Origin of the sequence: Dysosmobacter welbionis (assembly GCF_005121165.3) — a bacterium.
Lineage (GTDB): Bacteria > Bacillota > Clostridia > Oscillospirales > Oscillospiraceae > Oscillibacter > Oscillibacter welbionis.
This window is the reverse complement of the sequence record NZ_CP034413.3, coordinates 2,308,859-2,323,953: the sequence shown is the minus strand read 5'-3', so window position 1 is coordinate 2,323,953 and position 15,095 is coordinate 2,308,859. Positions and strand designations below refer to the sequence as shown.

The window sequence follows — 15,095 nt, the reverse complement described above, 5'->3', positions numbered from 1 at the left end:
CGGCAAAACCTTGGCGGAGGCGGAATTCACTGCACAGCCGTTGGCGGCTTTCCCGCCTTACGGATGTGGCGTACCCCTTGCGGGTGCTTCCGCCGGGCATTTCTATCAAACGATCCCCGCAGGGTGTCAGCCCTGTGGGGCAGTCTTGCCGTGGTCGATGTGGGCGTTGATGGCGATGTTCCTCAAATGTTCGTTCTGCACATCTTCCATCTCCTTTTCTCTATGAAGGGGCCACGTGGGGTACGCCGGGCGGCGGATCAACACACGCGGCCTCCCTGCCGGCCGTCCGATTCCGGCCGCCGGTCGAGATTTGCACACAGTTTTGCATTATATGCCGTTCTCTCGATTTTTGCAAGCTGCTTTCAGGGGCTTTTTCAAAAAAACAGGACGATTCCGCAGTTTTCATAGGAAAGCGGCAGTTCCGGAGGCGCAGAACTGCCTTTTGGGGTATTTTCCCAGGCCGTTCCAAAAGTAATACCTCTCCAAAAACTTTCGGCCCAACCGGCCGTGGATTTGGCGGTTCGGCACATTGACTGGGACGGCGGCCTCTACCTATAATAGAAGATGCTGCGGCGGAAGCGGTGCCAGCACCGCACGTTCCCCCGCAAGTACCGCGACCCGCTGGGGCCGCCCAATGGAGGCATTCTGCCATGTACCGTATCAGAACATTCAACAAGATCTCTCCCGTCGGCCTGAACCGCCTGGATCCGGCGCTGTACGCCGTCTCCGATTCGGAGACGGACGAGGACGCCATCCTGGTCCGCTCCGCCAAGCTGCTGGACTATGATTTTCCGAAAAACCTTCTGGCCATCTCCCGGGCCGGGGCCGGCGTCAACAATATCCCCCTGGACCGCTGCTCCGAGGCGGGCATCGTGGTATTCAACACCCCCGGTGCCAACGCCAACGCCGTAAAGGAGCTGGTGCTGTGCGCCATGCTGATGGGCTCCCGGGACGTGGACGGGGGCATCCAGTGGGTCCGGCAGCAGGTGGCCTCCGGCGTGGACGTGACCACCGTAGTGGAGAAGGGCAAGGCCGCCTTCATCGGCCCGGAGCTGTACAAGAAGACGCTGGGCGTCATCGGCCTGGGGGCCATCGGGTCATTGGTCGCCAACATCGCATTGTCCCTGGGCATGGATGTGTACGGCTACGACCCCTTCCTGTCTGTGGATGCCGCCCTGCGGCTGGACCGCCACATCCATGTGGTGAAGGACATCAACGAGCTCTACAAGCGGGCGGACTATATCACCATCCACATCCACTACACCAAGGACACAGAGCGCATGATCGACGCCAAGGCCATCGGCGCCATGAAACGGGGCGTCCGGTTCATCAACCTGGCCCGGGGCGAGATCGTGGACGACGATGCCATGCTGGCGGCGCTGGACACCGGCTGGGTAGCGGCCTATGTCACAGACTTCCCCAATAACCGCCTGGTGGGTGCGCCCCACGTGCTGGCCATGCCTCACCTGGGAGCCTCCACACCGGAGAGTGAGCAGAACTGCGCGGTCATGGCGGTGGACCAGCTGCGGGATTACTTGGAAAACGGCAACATCCGCAACAGCGTAAACCTGCCCGCCGTCAGCCAGGAGCGCAGCGGCGTGTGCCGGCTGTGCCTGATCCACAAAAACGTGCCTGCCATGCTGGCCAGCATCACCACCCTGCTGTCCCGGGACGGCATCAATGTGGAGAACCTGAGCAACAAGTCCCGGGGGGACTACGCCTACACCATCGTGGACCTGAGCGCCCCGGCGGACCAGTGCGTCATCGACGAGGTGACGGCGCTGGAGAATGTGATCCGGGTACGGGTCATCCAGTGAGCGCCGAAGGGCTGCCGCCTGCGCGGCAGCCCTTTCCCATTGACAGCAGGGCGGAAAACAGGTACAATGGTTTCTGCCTATTTGATATGCCCCTGTAGCTCAGTCGTATAGAGCGACCGCCTCCTAAAAATCGAATCGTTCGAATCCTGGAGCCCTGTAAAATTGAATATTTTCTGTATAAGCCCCCGTAGCTCAGTTGGATAGAGCGGTCGCCTCCTAAGCGACAGGCCACTGGTTCGAACCCAGCCGGGGGTGCCAAAAATGACCGCTGTAAGCCGTTTTTCGGTGGTTTACAGCGGTTTTTTGTTATCGTTTCTTCGGAGTATTCTTGCCGCTCCGCCGGAACGATTTTATACATTTTCCGCTGTATGCCTGCTAATTGGCTTCGAACTATTTTTCCGGCCTTGCTAATAAAAAACGCCGATTTGCTAATACGATTTTCCCGCCCTATTTTTCGGATGGGGCCGACACCAGCAATGCAGCCAGTGTGTTGGCCAGTTCCGGCGACTTGCGAAGCTGTTCCACCAGGGACTCCAAATCCAATGTGGCGGGTGCCGGTTCCTTTGGTTCCTCCGGGGGACGAACCGAACGCAGGTCGGGATTGGCATAGAAGGCGCTCTCAAACTTCTGGGCATTGATCTTGCGATCCTCGTCCAGAATGTGGGCATACACGCTGGTGATCATGTCGATCTGGGCGTGTCCGGTATCGCCCTGAGTGGCCTTCAGGTCGCCGTGGTTCAGCTTCAGCTTATAGGTGGTGCTGGAATGGCGGAGGGAGTGAAAGACCACTTTGGGCAACCCTGCTTTCTCCCGTAGCTTTGCAAACTCTTTGAGGATGATCCGATCCTCGCAGGGCCGTCCATTGGGAAGTGCCACCACCAGATCGAAGTCCTGATACTCGTCACGGAGCAGCGACCGCAACTCGTCTTGCGCGGATTTCCATTCCCGCAGGATGTAAGCTAGGGTCTTGGGCAGCCACACCTTACGGATGCTGGAATCGGTCTTGGGCTTCTTCAGGATGATCCTGGTGCTGGTATTGGGAAACAGAGGCGTGAACACATGGTAGATGTCCTTTTGTCCCAGCATCTCAATGGCCCGCTTGGAGGCCCGCGCCAGCTCCTTGTCGATGTAGACATAGGCATTGTCATCAGCGATTTCTTCATCGGAGATGTGGACATTGCTCCAGGTCAGTCCCAGAATCTCGCCCATACGCAACGAGCAGGCAAAAGAGAGGTTCATAGCCACATAGAGCTTGCTGTCCGTACACTGATCCAGGGCGGCGCGGATCATATCGGCGGTCCAGATGTCCCGCTTCTTGTATTCCACTTTGGGCAGCACCACATTGTCAAAGGGATTCTTGGCAACCAGTTCCCACCGAACCGCCTGCTTGAAGGCACAGCGGAGGAGCTTAATAATCTTCTCAATAGTGGCGTTGGTGACAAACTCCGTTTTGGCGTGGTGCGTCCTGGTGTTCACCGCAGGGGTTTTCTGCAAAGTCTGGATGTACTTATCCACCACCCGCGTGGTGATGTCCTGCACCTTCATATCCCCGATGATGGGGTTGATGTAGTTGGCAATCAGCGAGTTTTGGCTGTCATACATGGACACGCCCCACCGCTTTTCGCCATAGAGGGAGACGAAGTCGGACAGGAACTCCGCAATATTCTGATTGGTGGGCGGCAGGAAAGAGTTGGAGCTTTTCTGGCTCTCAATCTCCGCCTTACGCTTCAATGCCTCCTGATAGGAAGTGCGGGTTTCCCACTTCTGCTTGGTCTCACCGTTCTCGTCCACATAAGTGTAGACGATGGAATAGTTTTTCTTTCTTTTGATAATGGATGCCATAACGAACCTTCCTTTCTTGTGTCACAGGTCAAGTGACTCCAGCCAGTGGTCGAACGACCGCTTGGAAATTCGTATGGCGTTGCCAATTCGTACGCTTTTGAAAAGGCCCTCCTGCACAAGTCTATATGCCCGTGCCTGGCTGACGCCTAATATACGGGCAATCTCGTTGACCGTATAGGTCCGGCACTCCAAAGGCCTTCTCTCCGTACCGTTCTGAATTTCTGACACAGCAGCCTCCTTTCCAGTCAGAAACGGCACGCAAAAGGGTGTTCATTCATAACTTCCACCCTCATTGTACCGCGCCGCTTCGGGTTTGTCTGCTGCTAATGGAAAGTTTACGAATTATCCGTAAACAGAAAAGCAGAAGATTTATCTGAAAATAAAAGAGGCAAAAAAACGGATGGCTGCTGGCCGCAGCTCCACGGGAATCTCACCCCGGCCCATGCTGATGGGTGCGCCGCGCAATGCTTTGAGGGCGTTCAACGCGGGAGTCTCATTATCCTGTCTGTGTATCCTCGCCCACAGACTGCCACGCCTGTTTCGCGGCCTGGTTTTGTCGCTCACCTGTTTGGTAGGGGTCCCGTCCTGCGGACTTGCAACAGGGTCATGGCGCACCGGCCGACCGGCTCCACACAGACAGATCGTATCCGTCTGCCTTATGCTGCCCGAAGGCTTTCTTTGTCAAGGTGGGGTCAGTCCCCGGCATCGGCAAAGGAGGAAAGGGTAAGCCGCTTGCCTTCTGCCAGGGCTGAAAGGATCAGGCGCGCATCACGGCCCGGATCAGTCGGATTTCCAGACAGCGCTTCATGTGGGTATCCACGCACACATGAGGGGTTCCGTCCTTGTCATAGAGAGTACGGGTACACAGGCGGCTCATATAGTCGTCGTAGTACCGCAGCACTTGCTCCATGGCCTCGCTGTCACCGCCGGAGGCCGCGTGGATCACCCAAACGGACGGCAGGTCCTTTCCCTTGTGGATGGGCTCTGTCATCTTCCTCAGCCTCCTTTCGGCATCAGCGCCGACAATGTTTCACGCAGCTCCTGCAGCGCCCTCGTCCGGTGCCGCTGAACGGCGCTCCGGGACATCCCAACGAGATTGCCGATCTCACCGTCTGCCAGGTCCAGGGTGCAGTGCAAAATCAAAATGCTCTGCTCCATCTGCGGCAAAGCGGCAAAAGCCTCGGCTACAAGCTCGTTGTCGATATGTAGATCGTAGCCGTGCGACGAGAACACAATGCTGTCGCTGGGGTAACGATCCATGACACAGAGCTTGTCCAGTTCCGCCTGGGACAAGTCGCTAAAGAAGGCTTCACGCTCTCTTTGGCGTTTCATGTTCCGCAGGTAGGCTCTGGCCTCGTTTCGCAATACCTTCTTGCAAAAAGCATCGAACCGGCATTGCTCGCCATAGTCGCGGGGGTTAGATTCCATCAGTTTCACCCCCTTTCCATGGGGGATCAGGTGGTTCTCTCCCTTTCCGCTACTACCAATCCTGCGAGAGCGTGTTCTGCCCGCTAAACGCCTCCTTTTTGAAGAAAATTTGAGAAAAGCAATGGCCAGCCAGCCCGACCGCAGGAAACGACAAAAAGCGCCCGGCAGGTCACAGACCCACCGGGCACAATAGCAAGTGATATGCAGATTATTTACATGGTATAGTTCATACTCATGGCCGAACATCTCCGCCGACTGGAACGAGCTTTTTTTGAGCGGCTAACCTTTGTCAGATCAGGCGGTGACAGCATCCGGCGCAGCATGGCGGCATCCCCCTTTTATGCCGCCGTGTGAGCTGTCTGGACAAAGAAAAACGGCGGCTCGAATCGAACCGCCGTGAATCAAGTGCTCTTTTGCGCATAGAAAGCCGTCTGCCCCGCGGCGGTTTTTTTCTTTTCTGCCGCCGGGCAGATCATAGAGGATATAAAAACAGAGCCGATAACCTATGAGGTTTTTCCTCAGTGTTATCGGCTCTGCGTCTTAGCGTCTGGCTCTTGGATGATGGATAGATTCAGTTGTCTTACCGCGATCAAGGTTTCATGTTTGCATTTTGGGCAATACAGCGGAAAGTTTTCCAGAACTGTATCATCGCGGATTTTCAATCGCGTTTTGCTGCCGCAAAAGGGGCATAAAATCCATTCTATCTTCATGTTATCTTCCTCTGTGCTTGGCTTTCTTCTTTTCCTGCCGTATGGCAAACTGGCGGTCTTTCTCCGTCTCTTTCTGCTCACGGCTCTTGGCTTTCCGTTCCAGCTTACATTGCTCATGCTGGAGTTTCAACGCCTGCTGCGCCTTTGTTCCAATGCCTTTATCCTGCAGTTGGCTTTGAATTTCGCGCTGCATACGTTTGGGATTGATTTTTCGCTCTATGGCTATCTCGGCCTGGATTGGAGGACTGAATTTCAGCTTGTGCCAATTCTTCAACAGAAACTCATAGACCTCGTAATCTTTGGGCTCTGAGCCGAAAGTAATTTTGCATACCTCGTACTTACCGTTATCCGTTCTTTCGTATAGACCGATCCAAAATGGAGCTTCAAACAGGATGGTCAAACTGCTTTGGGAGCTTGTACTCATTCTTCCAAGAACTGCCCTTCAAAGTGATCCAGCCATTCCAAAAGAGCACGATAGAGAAGCTGCTGCTGTTCAAAAATCGTTCTCCCATCCAAGGGAATGTCTGCAAATTCCCGCGCATAGCCCTCGTTCAATTCAGCCGAGGACTGTATGCTCTGGCGCAATGCCGAAACCAGCTCCACTGCTTCGGCTTTGTCCATCTTGTTCAAATTGGTAATGACTACATTGAAATCGAATAATAGGGGCACCGGGCCAGCGGCGCAAGAGGCCATCAGCTCCTTGAAATACGCTCTGCCCCGATCGGTAATAGAATAGATGGCCTTGTCCGCAAACTTATCACCTTTGACAATATCGCTTTGGAGATACCCCTTCTCGCTCAACTGAAGGACCTTACGATAAATAGAAGGTACGCTTATTTTTGTCCAGCGGGAAAAATGGTGGTACTCCACATCCTTCTGAATGTCATAGGCGCTTTGCGGTTTCTCCAGTACAATACCAAGTATGACTAAATCAATCGACGACATAACGACACCTCCAACTTTTACTATTAACAATAGTACTATCAATAATAGCAAAAGTCAAGGCGCATACACTGAATGTAGCCAAATCAAAATAAAACTCTCAAAGTCAAGAGAACAGTTTTCTTAAATCCGCAATTCTCCCTGATTGAATTTCAGTAATATGACTCTGGATTTGTTCAACCGGCCAGTCCCACCATTTCATTTTTAATAATGTATCTATATCATTATCTGAAAAGCGTTTTCGGATTGTCTTAGCGGGAACGCCACCGACAATCGTATAAGGGGGAACATCTTTTGTAACGACAGCGCGGGTACCAATAATTGCTCCATCCCCAATGGTAACACCAGACAAAATCACTGCCTCATATCCAATCCAAACATCGTTGCCGATAATAATATCGCCTTTATTGTCCCATGCACTCGTTATGTTTTGGACATCCAATCCCCATTCCTCAAAAAGATAGGAAATGGAAAGGTAGATAGCGACATTTGCGTATGATTGGCACTAGTAAACAAAAACTTTGCTCCGCAGGCGATGGAACAAAATTTTCCGATGATAAGTTTGTCATGGTTGATCGGATAGTGATACAGTACATTGTTCTTCTCAAACTGCCGCGGATCATAGACGAAGTCGTTATACATGGTAAAGTCCCCGACAAGGATGTTGGAATTTTTGATGACATTTTTCAGATAAACGGTTTCGTGGTCGTTGGTGCGAGGATAAATGTTCTCTGGATTCATGACTTTCCCTCCTCTCGAAGTTATGAGAACTCATATCTCTTAATCAGTGAAAAATGGTTGTTCTCCACATAGTAAACAGCGTGTTCCTTGGCCGAATAAACAAAAGAAACTCTAGTGGCCCAGATTCCTTCCTGCCGGACGGCTTGAAGTACAGAAAACGCATCGCTGACAGTAAACTGCTTTCCGTAAGTGTTTAGAAGTTGAGCAGTCCTTTCGTATCGATCATCTCCCGGCACAAGAAAGGGCATTGTGCTTTCGGGTGCAAGGATAGAGTAATTGGTAATCAGCGAGTAGCGTCCATCGCCTTCCCGCCAGCCAATACCCGGTTCAACGATCAGGGTACGCCCCTGCTGGTCGGACAACATGGCCTGCATGGTGGCATCCGGGGCATAGACGATCTTCTGTTCCTGCACGATCTGCAGTGCATCGTCAAAACTGATTTTTGCCTGCACAAACTGTTCTGTCAGGTCTGCGATTGTCATGCAACCTTTGAAATCCTGATAGGCCCCCTCCGGGTTTCCGTGAACATACAACAAGGTTCCGACATTTCCGTTGCGGTTCACGCCATGATAGGAATGACGCATCCCATCGGGCCGCAGGATGCCGATATAAAAGCGGTCTTTTTCTGTTATGATTTTGTGATTCCACACGGCAAGGTCAATCTCAAAATTGAAGCCGGTGATTATATCATCACCTCGGTAGACAAATCGAGTACACATAGTTTTTTCCTTTCTTGTGATGTATTTGTTATTTTATCGTACTGCCGATGCAAACACTTTTCTATCCACTAGACAATACCGAATCAATCTGTATCAAACAAAAAGCGGGGTTGCATTTCTGCAACCCCCGCCGGTTCATTTCTGATAAATGATTTTACGAATGGCCGATACGGACAAGAAGTATTTTTCCGCTAACGCCTCCATAGAGGTTCCGTTCTGAAACTCCTCTACGATTTGGCGGTTGCGTTGTTGCAATTCCTGCCGGTAGCCCGAAGCTTCTCCCCATCGTTTTTGCTGCGCTTGATCAGACGGGACATAAAGATAGCCCCCTTGCACATAGCTTTGCAACTCCTTGACTAGCGCATCGGGAAGAAGATCTTTTGCATTGATGTATTTCATGCAGGCTTCCTCCTTGAGATGATTGTCAAGTAGCAAAGCCAGCATATTCATTTTGCGACAATTTTTACTCCATGCAAATGTCGCAATCTACTGGCTTTGCATGGAGCCATTCTTCGTTGAGCTTTGTCATTAATACCACTTCTTTCCGCTCTTAAACATTGTAATTATATCATAGCGCTTGCCCATGTGCAAGAAATGAGTATGAAAAATAAAATGTAGTAATAAAGCATATAGCAACATTCCACAGACAAAATATGAAATATACAATGTAAGTGGGTGATGCTATATGGCGAATATTGAAGATTGCCCCGGTTTTGAAACTTTCGGTGCCGATGTAAAAGCCGCTCGGAGCGCAAAGCATCTATCGCGCAAGACATTGGCAGAGATCGTTAACATCGACTCCCGGTATCTCGCAAATATCGAGAACGAAGGTACGATTCCTAGCTTGCCGGTTATCATACAGCTTATCAAAGTGTGCGGACTTCCCGTGGAACGGTACTTCAATCCAGAGGTCATGCGGGAGGAAAGCGCACAGAGACAGCGTATCAGCCACAAACTGAAACTTTGTCCAGAGCAGTATTTGACCATCATCGAGGGTGCGCTTGACGGGGCGCTTAAAACTAAAGAATCAGCAAACGAAACGGAGGGTGTGTGAAAGTATCCTCCGTTTTCGTTTCCTCTGGGCGGCTCTGCCGCCCTTTTCTTTTGAAAAAATCCGGGATTTTGTGGGCAGACGAAGGTGGTTCCGGCATTGTATTTACGGGGGAAGGAGCGTAGAGCAAGCACAGCAAGTGTGGCCACACTTGCGAATTTTGCTTTAGGGAACCCCTTCCCCCTAAATACAAAATTGCTTGTTGGGATAGCCCCAAACCCTTATGCAGAAAGGACGGTGCCACCCTATGGTAAATCGAAAACGCCCCATCATCCTGCGCTGTCCGGTGACGGCAGAAGAACGGAGCCTGATTGAGCAGAAAATGGCCCAGCTCCAGACAAAGCGGATCGGTGCCTACTTGCGGAAGATGGCAATCGACGGATATATCATCTATGTGGACACCAGGGACATCAAGGAGATAAACAAACTCCTGTCCGCCATTGGCCGGAACATCAATCAGATCGCCAAACGGGTCAACGCCGGAGGACCTACCTATCAGGCCGACATGGAAGAAATCCGGGAAAGGCTGGATCAGATATGGCAGTTACAAAGACGCATCCTATTAAGTCAACGCTGAAAGCGGCCATTGACTATATCTGCAATCCCGACAAGACGGACGGGAAGCTGCTGGTGTCCTCCTTTGGCTGCGCCGCCGAGACCGCCGACATTGAATTTGAATGGACACGCCGCCATGCCATTGACAAAGGCACGCACCTGGGCCGCCACCTGATTCAAGCCTTTGAGCCTGGGGAGGTATCGCCAGAGGAAGCCCATGAAATAGGGTTGCAGTTGGCAAAAAAAATATTGGATGGTAAGTACGAGTTTGTACTTACCACCCATATTGACAAGGGACATATTCACAATCATCTGATTTTCAATGCGGTCAGCTTCACCGACCACAAGCACTATCATTCCAACAAGCGTAGCTATCACGAAATACGCCGGGCCAGCGACCGTTTGTGCCGAGAACACGGCCTATCCGTCATCGTCCCTGGCCGGGACAAGGGCAAGAGCTATATTGAGCATCAGGCCGTACAGAACGGCACTAGCTATAAGGCAAAGCTGAAAGCCGTCATTGACCGGCTGATTCCCGTGTCCACCAGCATAGACGATTTGCTTGCCCGGTTGCAGCGGGAAGGATACGAGATCAAGCGGGGAAAGTATATCTCCGCCAGGGCACCGGCTCAGGAGAGGTTTACCCGGCTCAAAACCCTGGGTGCCGATTACACGGAAGAAGCCGTTGTCTCCCGCATTGCCGGAGGCATCCGCCCCTCCAGACAGCCCCAGCAGCGCAGCGGGAAGGTCAGCCTGCTCATTGACATTCAGAATAATATCAAGGCCCAGCAGAGCGCCGGATACCAACGGTGGGCGACCATTGAGAATCTGAAACGTGCGGCCGCCACCATGAACTTTCTTACCGAACACGGCATCGACAGTTATGAGGAATTGAAGGAACGGTGCGACGCCATTGCCGCCGCCACCATCCGCACAAGGGAAAGCCTGCGGGATGTGGAACAGCAGCTCACCGACCTTGCCCTCCTGGGCAAACAGATTGACACCTACCGCAAACTGAAGCCTATCTATGACCGTTACAAAATGTCAAAGGACAAGGAAAAATTCCTGCGTGGGTTTGAGAGTGAGATCATCTTATTTGAGGCGGCGGCCAGGGACATCAAGGAGGCCGGGATCACCAAACTTCCTTCCGCCAAGAAGCTGAAAGCAGAACTGGATGAACTCTCCTCCTGCAAGACCGCCCTGCAAGCGGAACTTCGTAAAATACAGCAGGAAGAAAAGGAATATGATATGCTCCATAGAAATGTAGATTTATTACTACCCTCACACAAAAATCTTCAAAAAAGCAAGGAGTATATGTTGTAAATATTTACGTTGATACTTGTCGTCTGCTATAGCACATGCTATAATTTACAGTAACGGAGGTGTACTCACATGCCCTTTTCTGAAATTTTAAAATCTATCCGAAAGCAAAAAAAATATACTCAAGAGCAGTTTGCTAGAGAACTAAATGTGAGTTTCTCCACAATAAATCGATGGGAAAATGGACGTACTGAGCCTAGTGTACTGGCAAAAATGCGACTTCTCGAATATTGCAAAAAGAATGGTATCGAGGAAATGATCATAATGGAACTCAGTAAATACTAACTGCTTTATTCGATTCTGATTGCAATTTGGAAAGGAGACGCTACCATGGCGAGGGCAGATTTGTTGAAAAAGCTATTTAGTAGCTTTAATAATAATGATAGAGAATCATTTTTGAAAACCGCTCATGAGATTATTGCAGATGAGCGAAAAAAGAACCATGCAATTTTAGCAGATGACTTGGAAATGGTTCTTAACGGTGCACAGAAGAGTTTTGGACACTCGATGTCCACAATGAAACCCACATATTTGTCCAAATCAGGCAAAGAAGAACGGCTAGTTGAGATTATATATCCCGATAAATATTTTGATGATGTTATTCTTCCACAAGAGAAAATGCTTCAACTGTCGGAAGTAATAAAAGAATTTCAGAATTGGGATATCTTAATTAGCAACGGAGTTGCACCAATAAATAAACTACTTTTTTATGGCCCTCCTGGCTGTGGAAAGACATTGTGCGCAAATGTGCTTGCGGCTGAAATTGGAATTCCATTAATGTATGTAAGATTTGACGCATTAGTATCGTCGTATTTGGGAGAAACCGCTAGTAATATTAGAAAAGTTTTTGATCTGGCAAAAAGCGATAGTTTCGTGATATTGTTTGATGAGTTTGATGCGATAGGCAGAAGTAGGAGCGACACAAGTGAGCACGGCGAAATCAAACGAGTGGTCAATACTTTTTTACAGCAAATTGATTGCTTTAGGGGACGCTCAATTATTATTGCTGCAACAAACTTTGAACAGTCCTTGGATTATGCAATATGGCGCAGATTTGATGATACGATTAAATTTGATTTGCCGTCAAACGAAGAAAAGCTAAACCTTTTTATTTTGCGGCTAAAACAATTTAATGGGCCAGCGCATGTATTCGAGTCCTTTTTGAATGAAACCAATTCGTTTTCTTATGCGGATGTCGAAAATATATGTAAAACAATAATGCGAGGGTGCATCCTTAATGGGAAACGAACATATAGCAAAAAAGACATTGAATTTGCAGTCGAAAAACAAAAGAAATTAGTTTCTTTGAGAAGAAGCCAATATTAACTAAGGGGGGTTATGAGATGGCAAATTATGATCATATTCAAATTGAGCGTCAAGAGACCGTCTCTACCTACCGCGGTCGGCCTAACCCTGCAGCCCCAAAACCTCCAGTTCGTGATAGAAAGCGGCATGGGCAAAAACTATCAGAAGAAATCTCTCAAGCATCAAAAAATGTTCTTGATTCCAGAAAGAACATTGGAATTCAAACAGATAAACTGATGGTGTTGGAACTATCTGGAGAAGCTTTATCGGGTGACCTTCTGGAACTGCTAATTAATAAATTTAGGTTGTCTCTAGTTGAAGAAACGGCAGAACCTGGATCAAATCAATCGAAATTGATAGTGCAATTTGAGGATCAAGAGGCAATAGCCCAATTTAATGCCGAACGCGCTCTTTGGGAAGATGATTTACCCGATGAAGTTCTTTTAACGCATGCACAACGCCGTAATTTGTTTTCCTGTATAGATGCTGTCCGAAGTTTAACTCCCGAGGACAGAATGGGACCGCATCTTAAAGATTTTATAAAGGCAATCCCAAAAGACATGGGGTTTTTTATAGTTAATATTGATGTCTGGTATAATAACAATCCTTCGGAAATATTGTCGACTGAGAGGCAAATCCGAAGCGTTTTAGGCACTCAAGGCAGTCAATTGCTAGGTGATCTGTTTGCGATTTCTGGTTTGCTACTGGGGCGCGCCAAGGTTAATGAGTTTTCCTTAAATGCACTGCTTAGCATGGATATTATATCCTCAATTGAATTACCTGCGGAGATAGTTACCCAGGAGCCCCACGAACTTTATCAATATGATTATGTCCCTATTGTAAATGATACACTTGACGAAACGGCGCCGCTTGCTACTGTACTGGATTCTGGTATTTTTACAGGAAATCCTTTGCTTAAATCTGTAGTCGTTGCAGAAGAAGATTTTGATACTACGGAACACACAACAGCAGATATGAACGGTCATGGAACTGGTGTTGCTGGCATAGTAGTGTATGGTGACTTTTCCACCCCCGACGAAAGCAGAATTTTTACACCCTTAGTACGAATCTGTAGTGCTAAAATCATGCATGATGAAGATGGCGATCCCTATTTCCGAGAAGATGTTCGTCCTGAAAGACTTGTTAGAGATGCTATTGTATATTTCTATGAAACGTATGGATGCCGCATCTTTAATCTTTCGGCGGGCGATGCAGGTAGCATGTATAATGGCGGACGCCAATTGAGTTGGGCGAGCATGTTGGATGATCTAGCACGGGAATTAGATATTGTAATTATTGTGAGCGCCGGAAATGTTTCCGATCCTGAAATACCAGAATTTGAATCCCGAGAAGAAGCGATGGAAAAAGTTCGCGATCAGCTATTTGCTCAAGACCATCGTCTGATTGATCCTGCTACTTCTGCTCTTAGCGTTACCGTTGGATCAATATCACGTTCTTCTGAGCCAGCAGTTTTACGAGGTACTGGAATTAATCCCATCTCTGTAGGTTTAAAAGACCATCCCTCGGTATTTACAAGGATCGGAAAAGGTGTCAACAAATCTATCAAGCCTGATTTTGTTGATTACGGAGGTAATTTTTCACTTCGACAAATATCGAGAGGGGCCAGCCGGTGGCTAAAGACAGATCAGAATCTTATGGAACCTACTTTGAACCATACTAATGATCGAGTCTTTAAAGGATATTGTGGAACAAGCTTTGCTGCTCCACATGTTACTCATATTGCGGCCCGGCTAGAACGCATTTTGGAAGCTCAAATTGATGGAAGGCCTTCAGCAAATTTAATTCGAGCGCTGCTTGCAAATTCAGCTAAGTGCTCTAATGATATGCAAACCTGGGGCGAAATGTCGAAAGACGCAGATTATACTGGAAAAGATAATCCAAAACATGATCGATTTATGCGTTTATACGGGTATGGGAAAATTTCAGAACAGATACTTACTTCGACGGATAACCATGTTACACTTTTTGCAGAAGATAGACTTCCGTTACGAGATTTTCATCTTTATAAGATACCTGTACCCAAACAGTTTCTCAAAGTTCGAGCGGCAAAATCGATTACTGTTAGTTTGGCATATAACCCTGTAACAAGAATAAGCAGGAAAGAATACTTAGCCAATAATTTGTGGATTGAGATTTTTCGTAGGATTGATGAGGATACGCTAATCAAATATAAGGCCAAAAGAGAAGCTGGTACAGATACAGAAGATGATTTTAAGAAGCTTCCTGATGAATACAAAATTAAAGACTTTATCCCTGGTTATGATACTGTACAGAAATCAACCCTGCAACAGAGACGTTGGCAAAAGAGTCCTACGGGCGGTGCTGACCTCCTATGGCCTGGTAATGATGAACCATATATATACATATTAATATCGGGCAAAGAGCGGTTTAAATATGCTCAACAAGAGCAGCCTCAATCTTATGCATTATGCGTAACTTTTGCATATGAGTCTGAAGAAAACATCGATTTGTACAACCAATTACGTAATAATGTAAAATTGAAAGCTGTGGAAAGAGAACGGGACAAAGTTCAGCCAAGAATCAAAATATAAAAAAGGGCTCGCCGCCACCGGACAACATCCGATGGCAGCGAGCCTTTCTGTTTGAAAAAGGTGAAATACGAACGTTTTCCCTGTGCAGAAAT

General features: G+C 48.7%; 17 protein-coding genes, 1 tRNA gene and 1 pseudogene. 8 read left to right on the top strand and 11 right to left on the bottom strand.

Annotated elements, in window-relative coordinates:
* Nucleotides 1-126: 126 nt before the first annotated feature.
* On the bottom strand, nucleotides 127-264 hold the full coding sequence (locus EIO64_RS12255; RefSeq protein WP_158629787.1) for a hypothetical protein: 138 nt from the start codon (nucleotides 262-264) through the stop codon (nucleotides 127-129).
* A 386-nt stretch (nucleotides 265-650) separates the two neighbouring features.
* Here EIO64_RS12255 and EIO64_RS12250 point away from each other — a divergent pair, with 386 nt between their 5' ends.
* Together EIO64_RS12250 and EIO64_RS12245 are read left to right on the top strand one after the other, a co-directional pair.
* Complete coding sequence (locus EIO64_RS12250; RefSeq protein ID WP_021751363.1) at nucleotides 651-1,817, top strand: phosphoglycerate dehydrogenase; 1,167 nt, start codon at nucleotides 651-653, stop codon at nucleotides 1,815-1,817.
* A gap of 181 nt (nucleotides 1,818-1,998) precedes the next feature.
* A tRNA-Arg gene (locus EIO64_RS12245) sits at nucleotides 1,999-2,075 on the top strand.
* A 189-nt stretch (nucleotides 2,076-2,264) separates the two neighbouring features.
* Here the strand turns inward: EIO64_RS12245 and EIO64_RS12240 are convergent.
* From EIO64_RS12240 to EIO64_RS12190, 10 genes and pseudogenes are all read right to left on the bottom strand, one after another.
* Nucleotides 2,265-3,659, bottom strand: a complete 1,395-nt coding sequence (locus EIO64_RS12240; protein ID WP_181446409.1) for a site-specific integrase — start codon at nucleotides 3,657-3,659, stop codon at nucleotides 2,265-2,267.
* Between the two features lie 21 nt (nucleotides 3,660-3,680).
* On the bottom strand, nucleotides 3,681-3,887 hold the full coding sequence (locus EIO64_RS12235) for a helix-turn-helix domain-containing protein (RefSeq protein ID WP_136891426.1): 207 nt from the start codon (nucleotides 3,885-3,887) through the stop codon (nucleotides 3,681-3,683).
* Nucleotides 3,888-4,416: 529 nt separating this feature from the next.
* Complete coding sequence (locus EIO64_RS12230; RefSeq protein WP_136891425.1) at nucleotides 4,417-4,650, bottom strand: helix-turn-helix domain-containing protein; 234 nt, start codon at nucleotides 4,648-4,650, stop codon at nucleotides 4,417-4,419.
* A 5-nt stretch (nucleotides 4,651-4,655) separates the two neighbouring features.
* Nucleotides 4,656-5,087, bottom strand: coding sequence for an RNA polymerase sigma factor (locus EIO64_RS12225; RefSeq protein ID WP_181446408.1), 432 nt, complete (start codon nucleotides 5,085-5,087; stop codon nucleotides 4,656-4,658).
* A gap of 524 nt (nucleotides 5,088-5,611) precedes the next feature.
* Nucleotides 5,612-5,797: a cysteine-rich KTR domain-containing protein gene (locus EIO64_RS12220; protein WP_009260154.1), complete on the bottom strand. Its 186-nt coding sequence runs from the start codon at nucleotides 5,795-5,797 to the stop codon at nucleotides 5,612-5,614.
* A 1-nt stretch (nucleotide 5,798) separates the two neighbouring features.
* A complete protein-coding gene (locus EIO64_RS12215; RefSeq protein WP_136891424.1) occupies nucleotides 5,799-6,221 on the bottom strand; it encodes a YjdF family protein in 423 nt (140 codons plus the stop codon).
* Nucleotides 6,218-6,742, bottom strand: coding sequence for a PadR family transcriptional regulator (locus tag EIO64_RS12210; protein WP_136891423.1), 525 nt, complete (start codon nucleotides 6,740-6,742; stop codon nucleotides 6,218-6,220). Before EIO64_RS12210 ends, EIO64_RS12215 begins: the two co-directional genes overlap by 4 nt.
* Before the next feature lie 103 nt (nucleotides 6,743-6,845).
* A pseudogene (locus EIO64_RS18840) lies at nucleotides 6,846-7,480 on the bottom strand (CatB-related O-acetyltransferase).
* A gap of 20 nt (nucleotides 7,481-7,500) precedes the next feature.
* On the bottom strand, nucleotides 7,501-8,199 hold the full coding sequence (locus EIO64_RS12195) for an Ntn hydrolase family protein (protein ID WP_136891422.1): 699 nt from the start codon (nucleotides 8,197-8,199) through the stop codon (nucleotides 7,501-7,503).
* Between the two features lie 135 nt (nucleotides 8,200-8,334).
* Nucleotides 8,335-8,643, bottom strand: coding sequence for a CD3324 family protein (locus tag EIO64_RS12190; protein ID WP_136891800.1), 309 nt, complete (start codon nucleotides 8,641-8,643; stop codon nucleotides 8,335-8,337).
* Between the two features lie 241 nt (nucleotides 8,644-8,884).
* Here EIO64_RS12190 and EIO64_RS12185 point away from each other — a divergent pair, with 241 nt between their 5' ends.
* The 6 genes from EIO64_RS12185 to EIO64_RS12160 all read left to right on the top strand — a co-directional run bounded on the left by EIO64_RS12185 (nucleotide 8,885) and on the right by EIO64_RS12160 (nucleotide 15,003).
* A complete protein-coding gene (locus EIO64_RS12185; RefSeq protein WP_136891421.1) occupies nucleotides 8,885-9,253 on the top strand; it encodes a helix-turn-helix transcriptional regulator in 369 nt (122 codons plus the stop codon).
* A gap of 244 nt (nucleotides 9,254-9,497) precedes the next feature.
* Nucleotides 9,498-9,827 carry a plasmid mobilization protein gene (locus tag EIO64_RS12180; RefSeq protein ID WP_136891420.1) on the top strand — a complete coding sequence of 110 codons (330 nt, stop codon included), beginning with the start codon at nucleotides 9,498-9,500 and terminating at the stop codon, nucleotides 9,825-9,827.
* Nucleotides 9,788-11,128, top strand: coding sequence for a relaxase/mobilization nuclease domain-containing protein (locus tag EIO64_RS12175; protein ID WP_136891419.1), 1,341 nt, complete (start codon nucleotides 9,788-9,790; stop codon nucleotides 11,126-11,128). Before EIO64_RS12180 ends, EIO64_RS12175 begins: the two co-directional genes overlap by 40 nt.
* Before the next feature lie 69 nt (nucleotides 11,129-11,197).
* Complete coding sequence (locus EIO64_RS12170; RefSeq protein ID WP_136891418.1) at nucleotides 11,198-11,410, top strand: helix-turn-helix domain-containing protein; 213 nt, start codon at nucleotides 11,198-11,200, stop codon at nucleotides 11,408-11,410.
* Nucleotides 11,411-11,455: 45 nt separating this feature from the next.
* The gene (locus EIO64_RS12165; protein WP_136891417.1) at nucleotides 11,456-12,451 is read left to right on the top strand and encodes an AAA family ATPase; all 996 of its coding nucleotides are present in this window, start codon (nucleotides 11,456-11,458) and stop codon (nucleotides 12,449-12,451) included.
* Nucleotides 12,452-12,468: 17 nt separating this feature from the next.
* On the top strand, nucleotides 12,469-15,003 hold the full coding sequence (locus EIO64_RS12160; protein ID WP_136891416.1) for a S8 family peptidase: 2,535 nt from the start codon (nucleotides 12,469-12,471) through the stop codon (nucleotides 15,001-15,003).
* Nucleotides 15,004-15,095 lie beyond the last annotated feature (92 nt).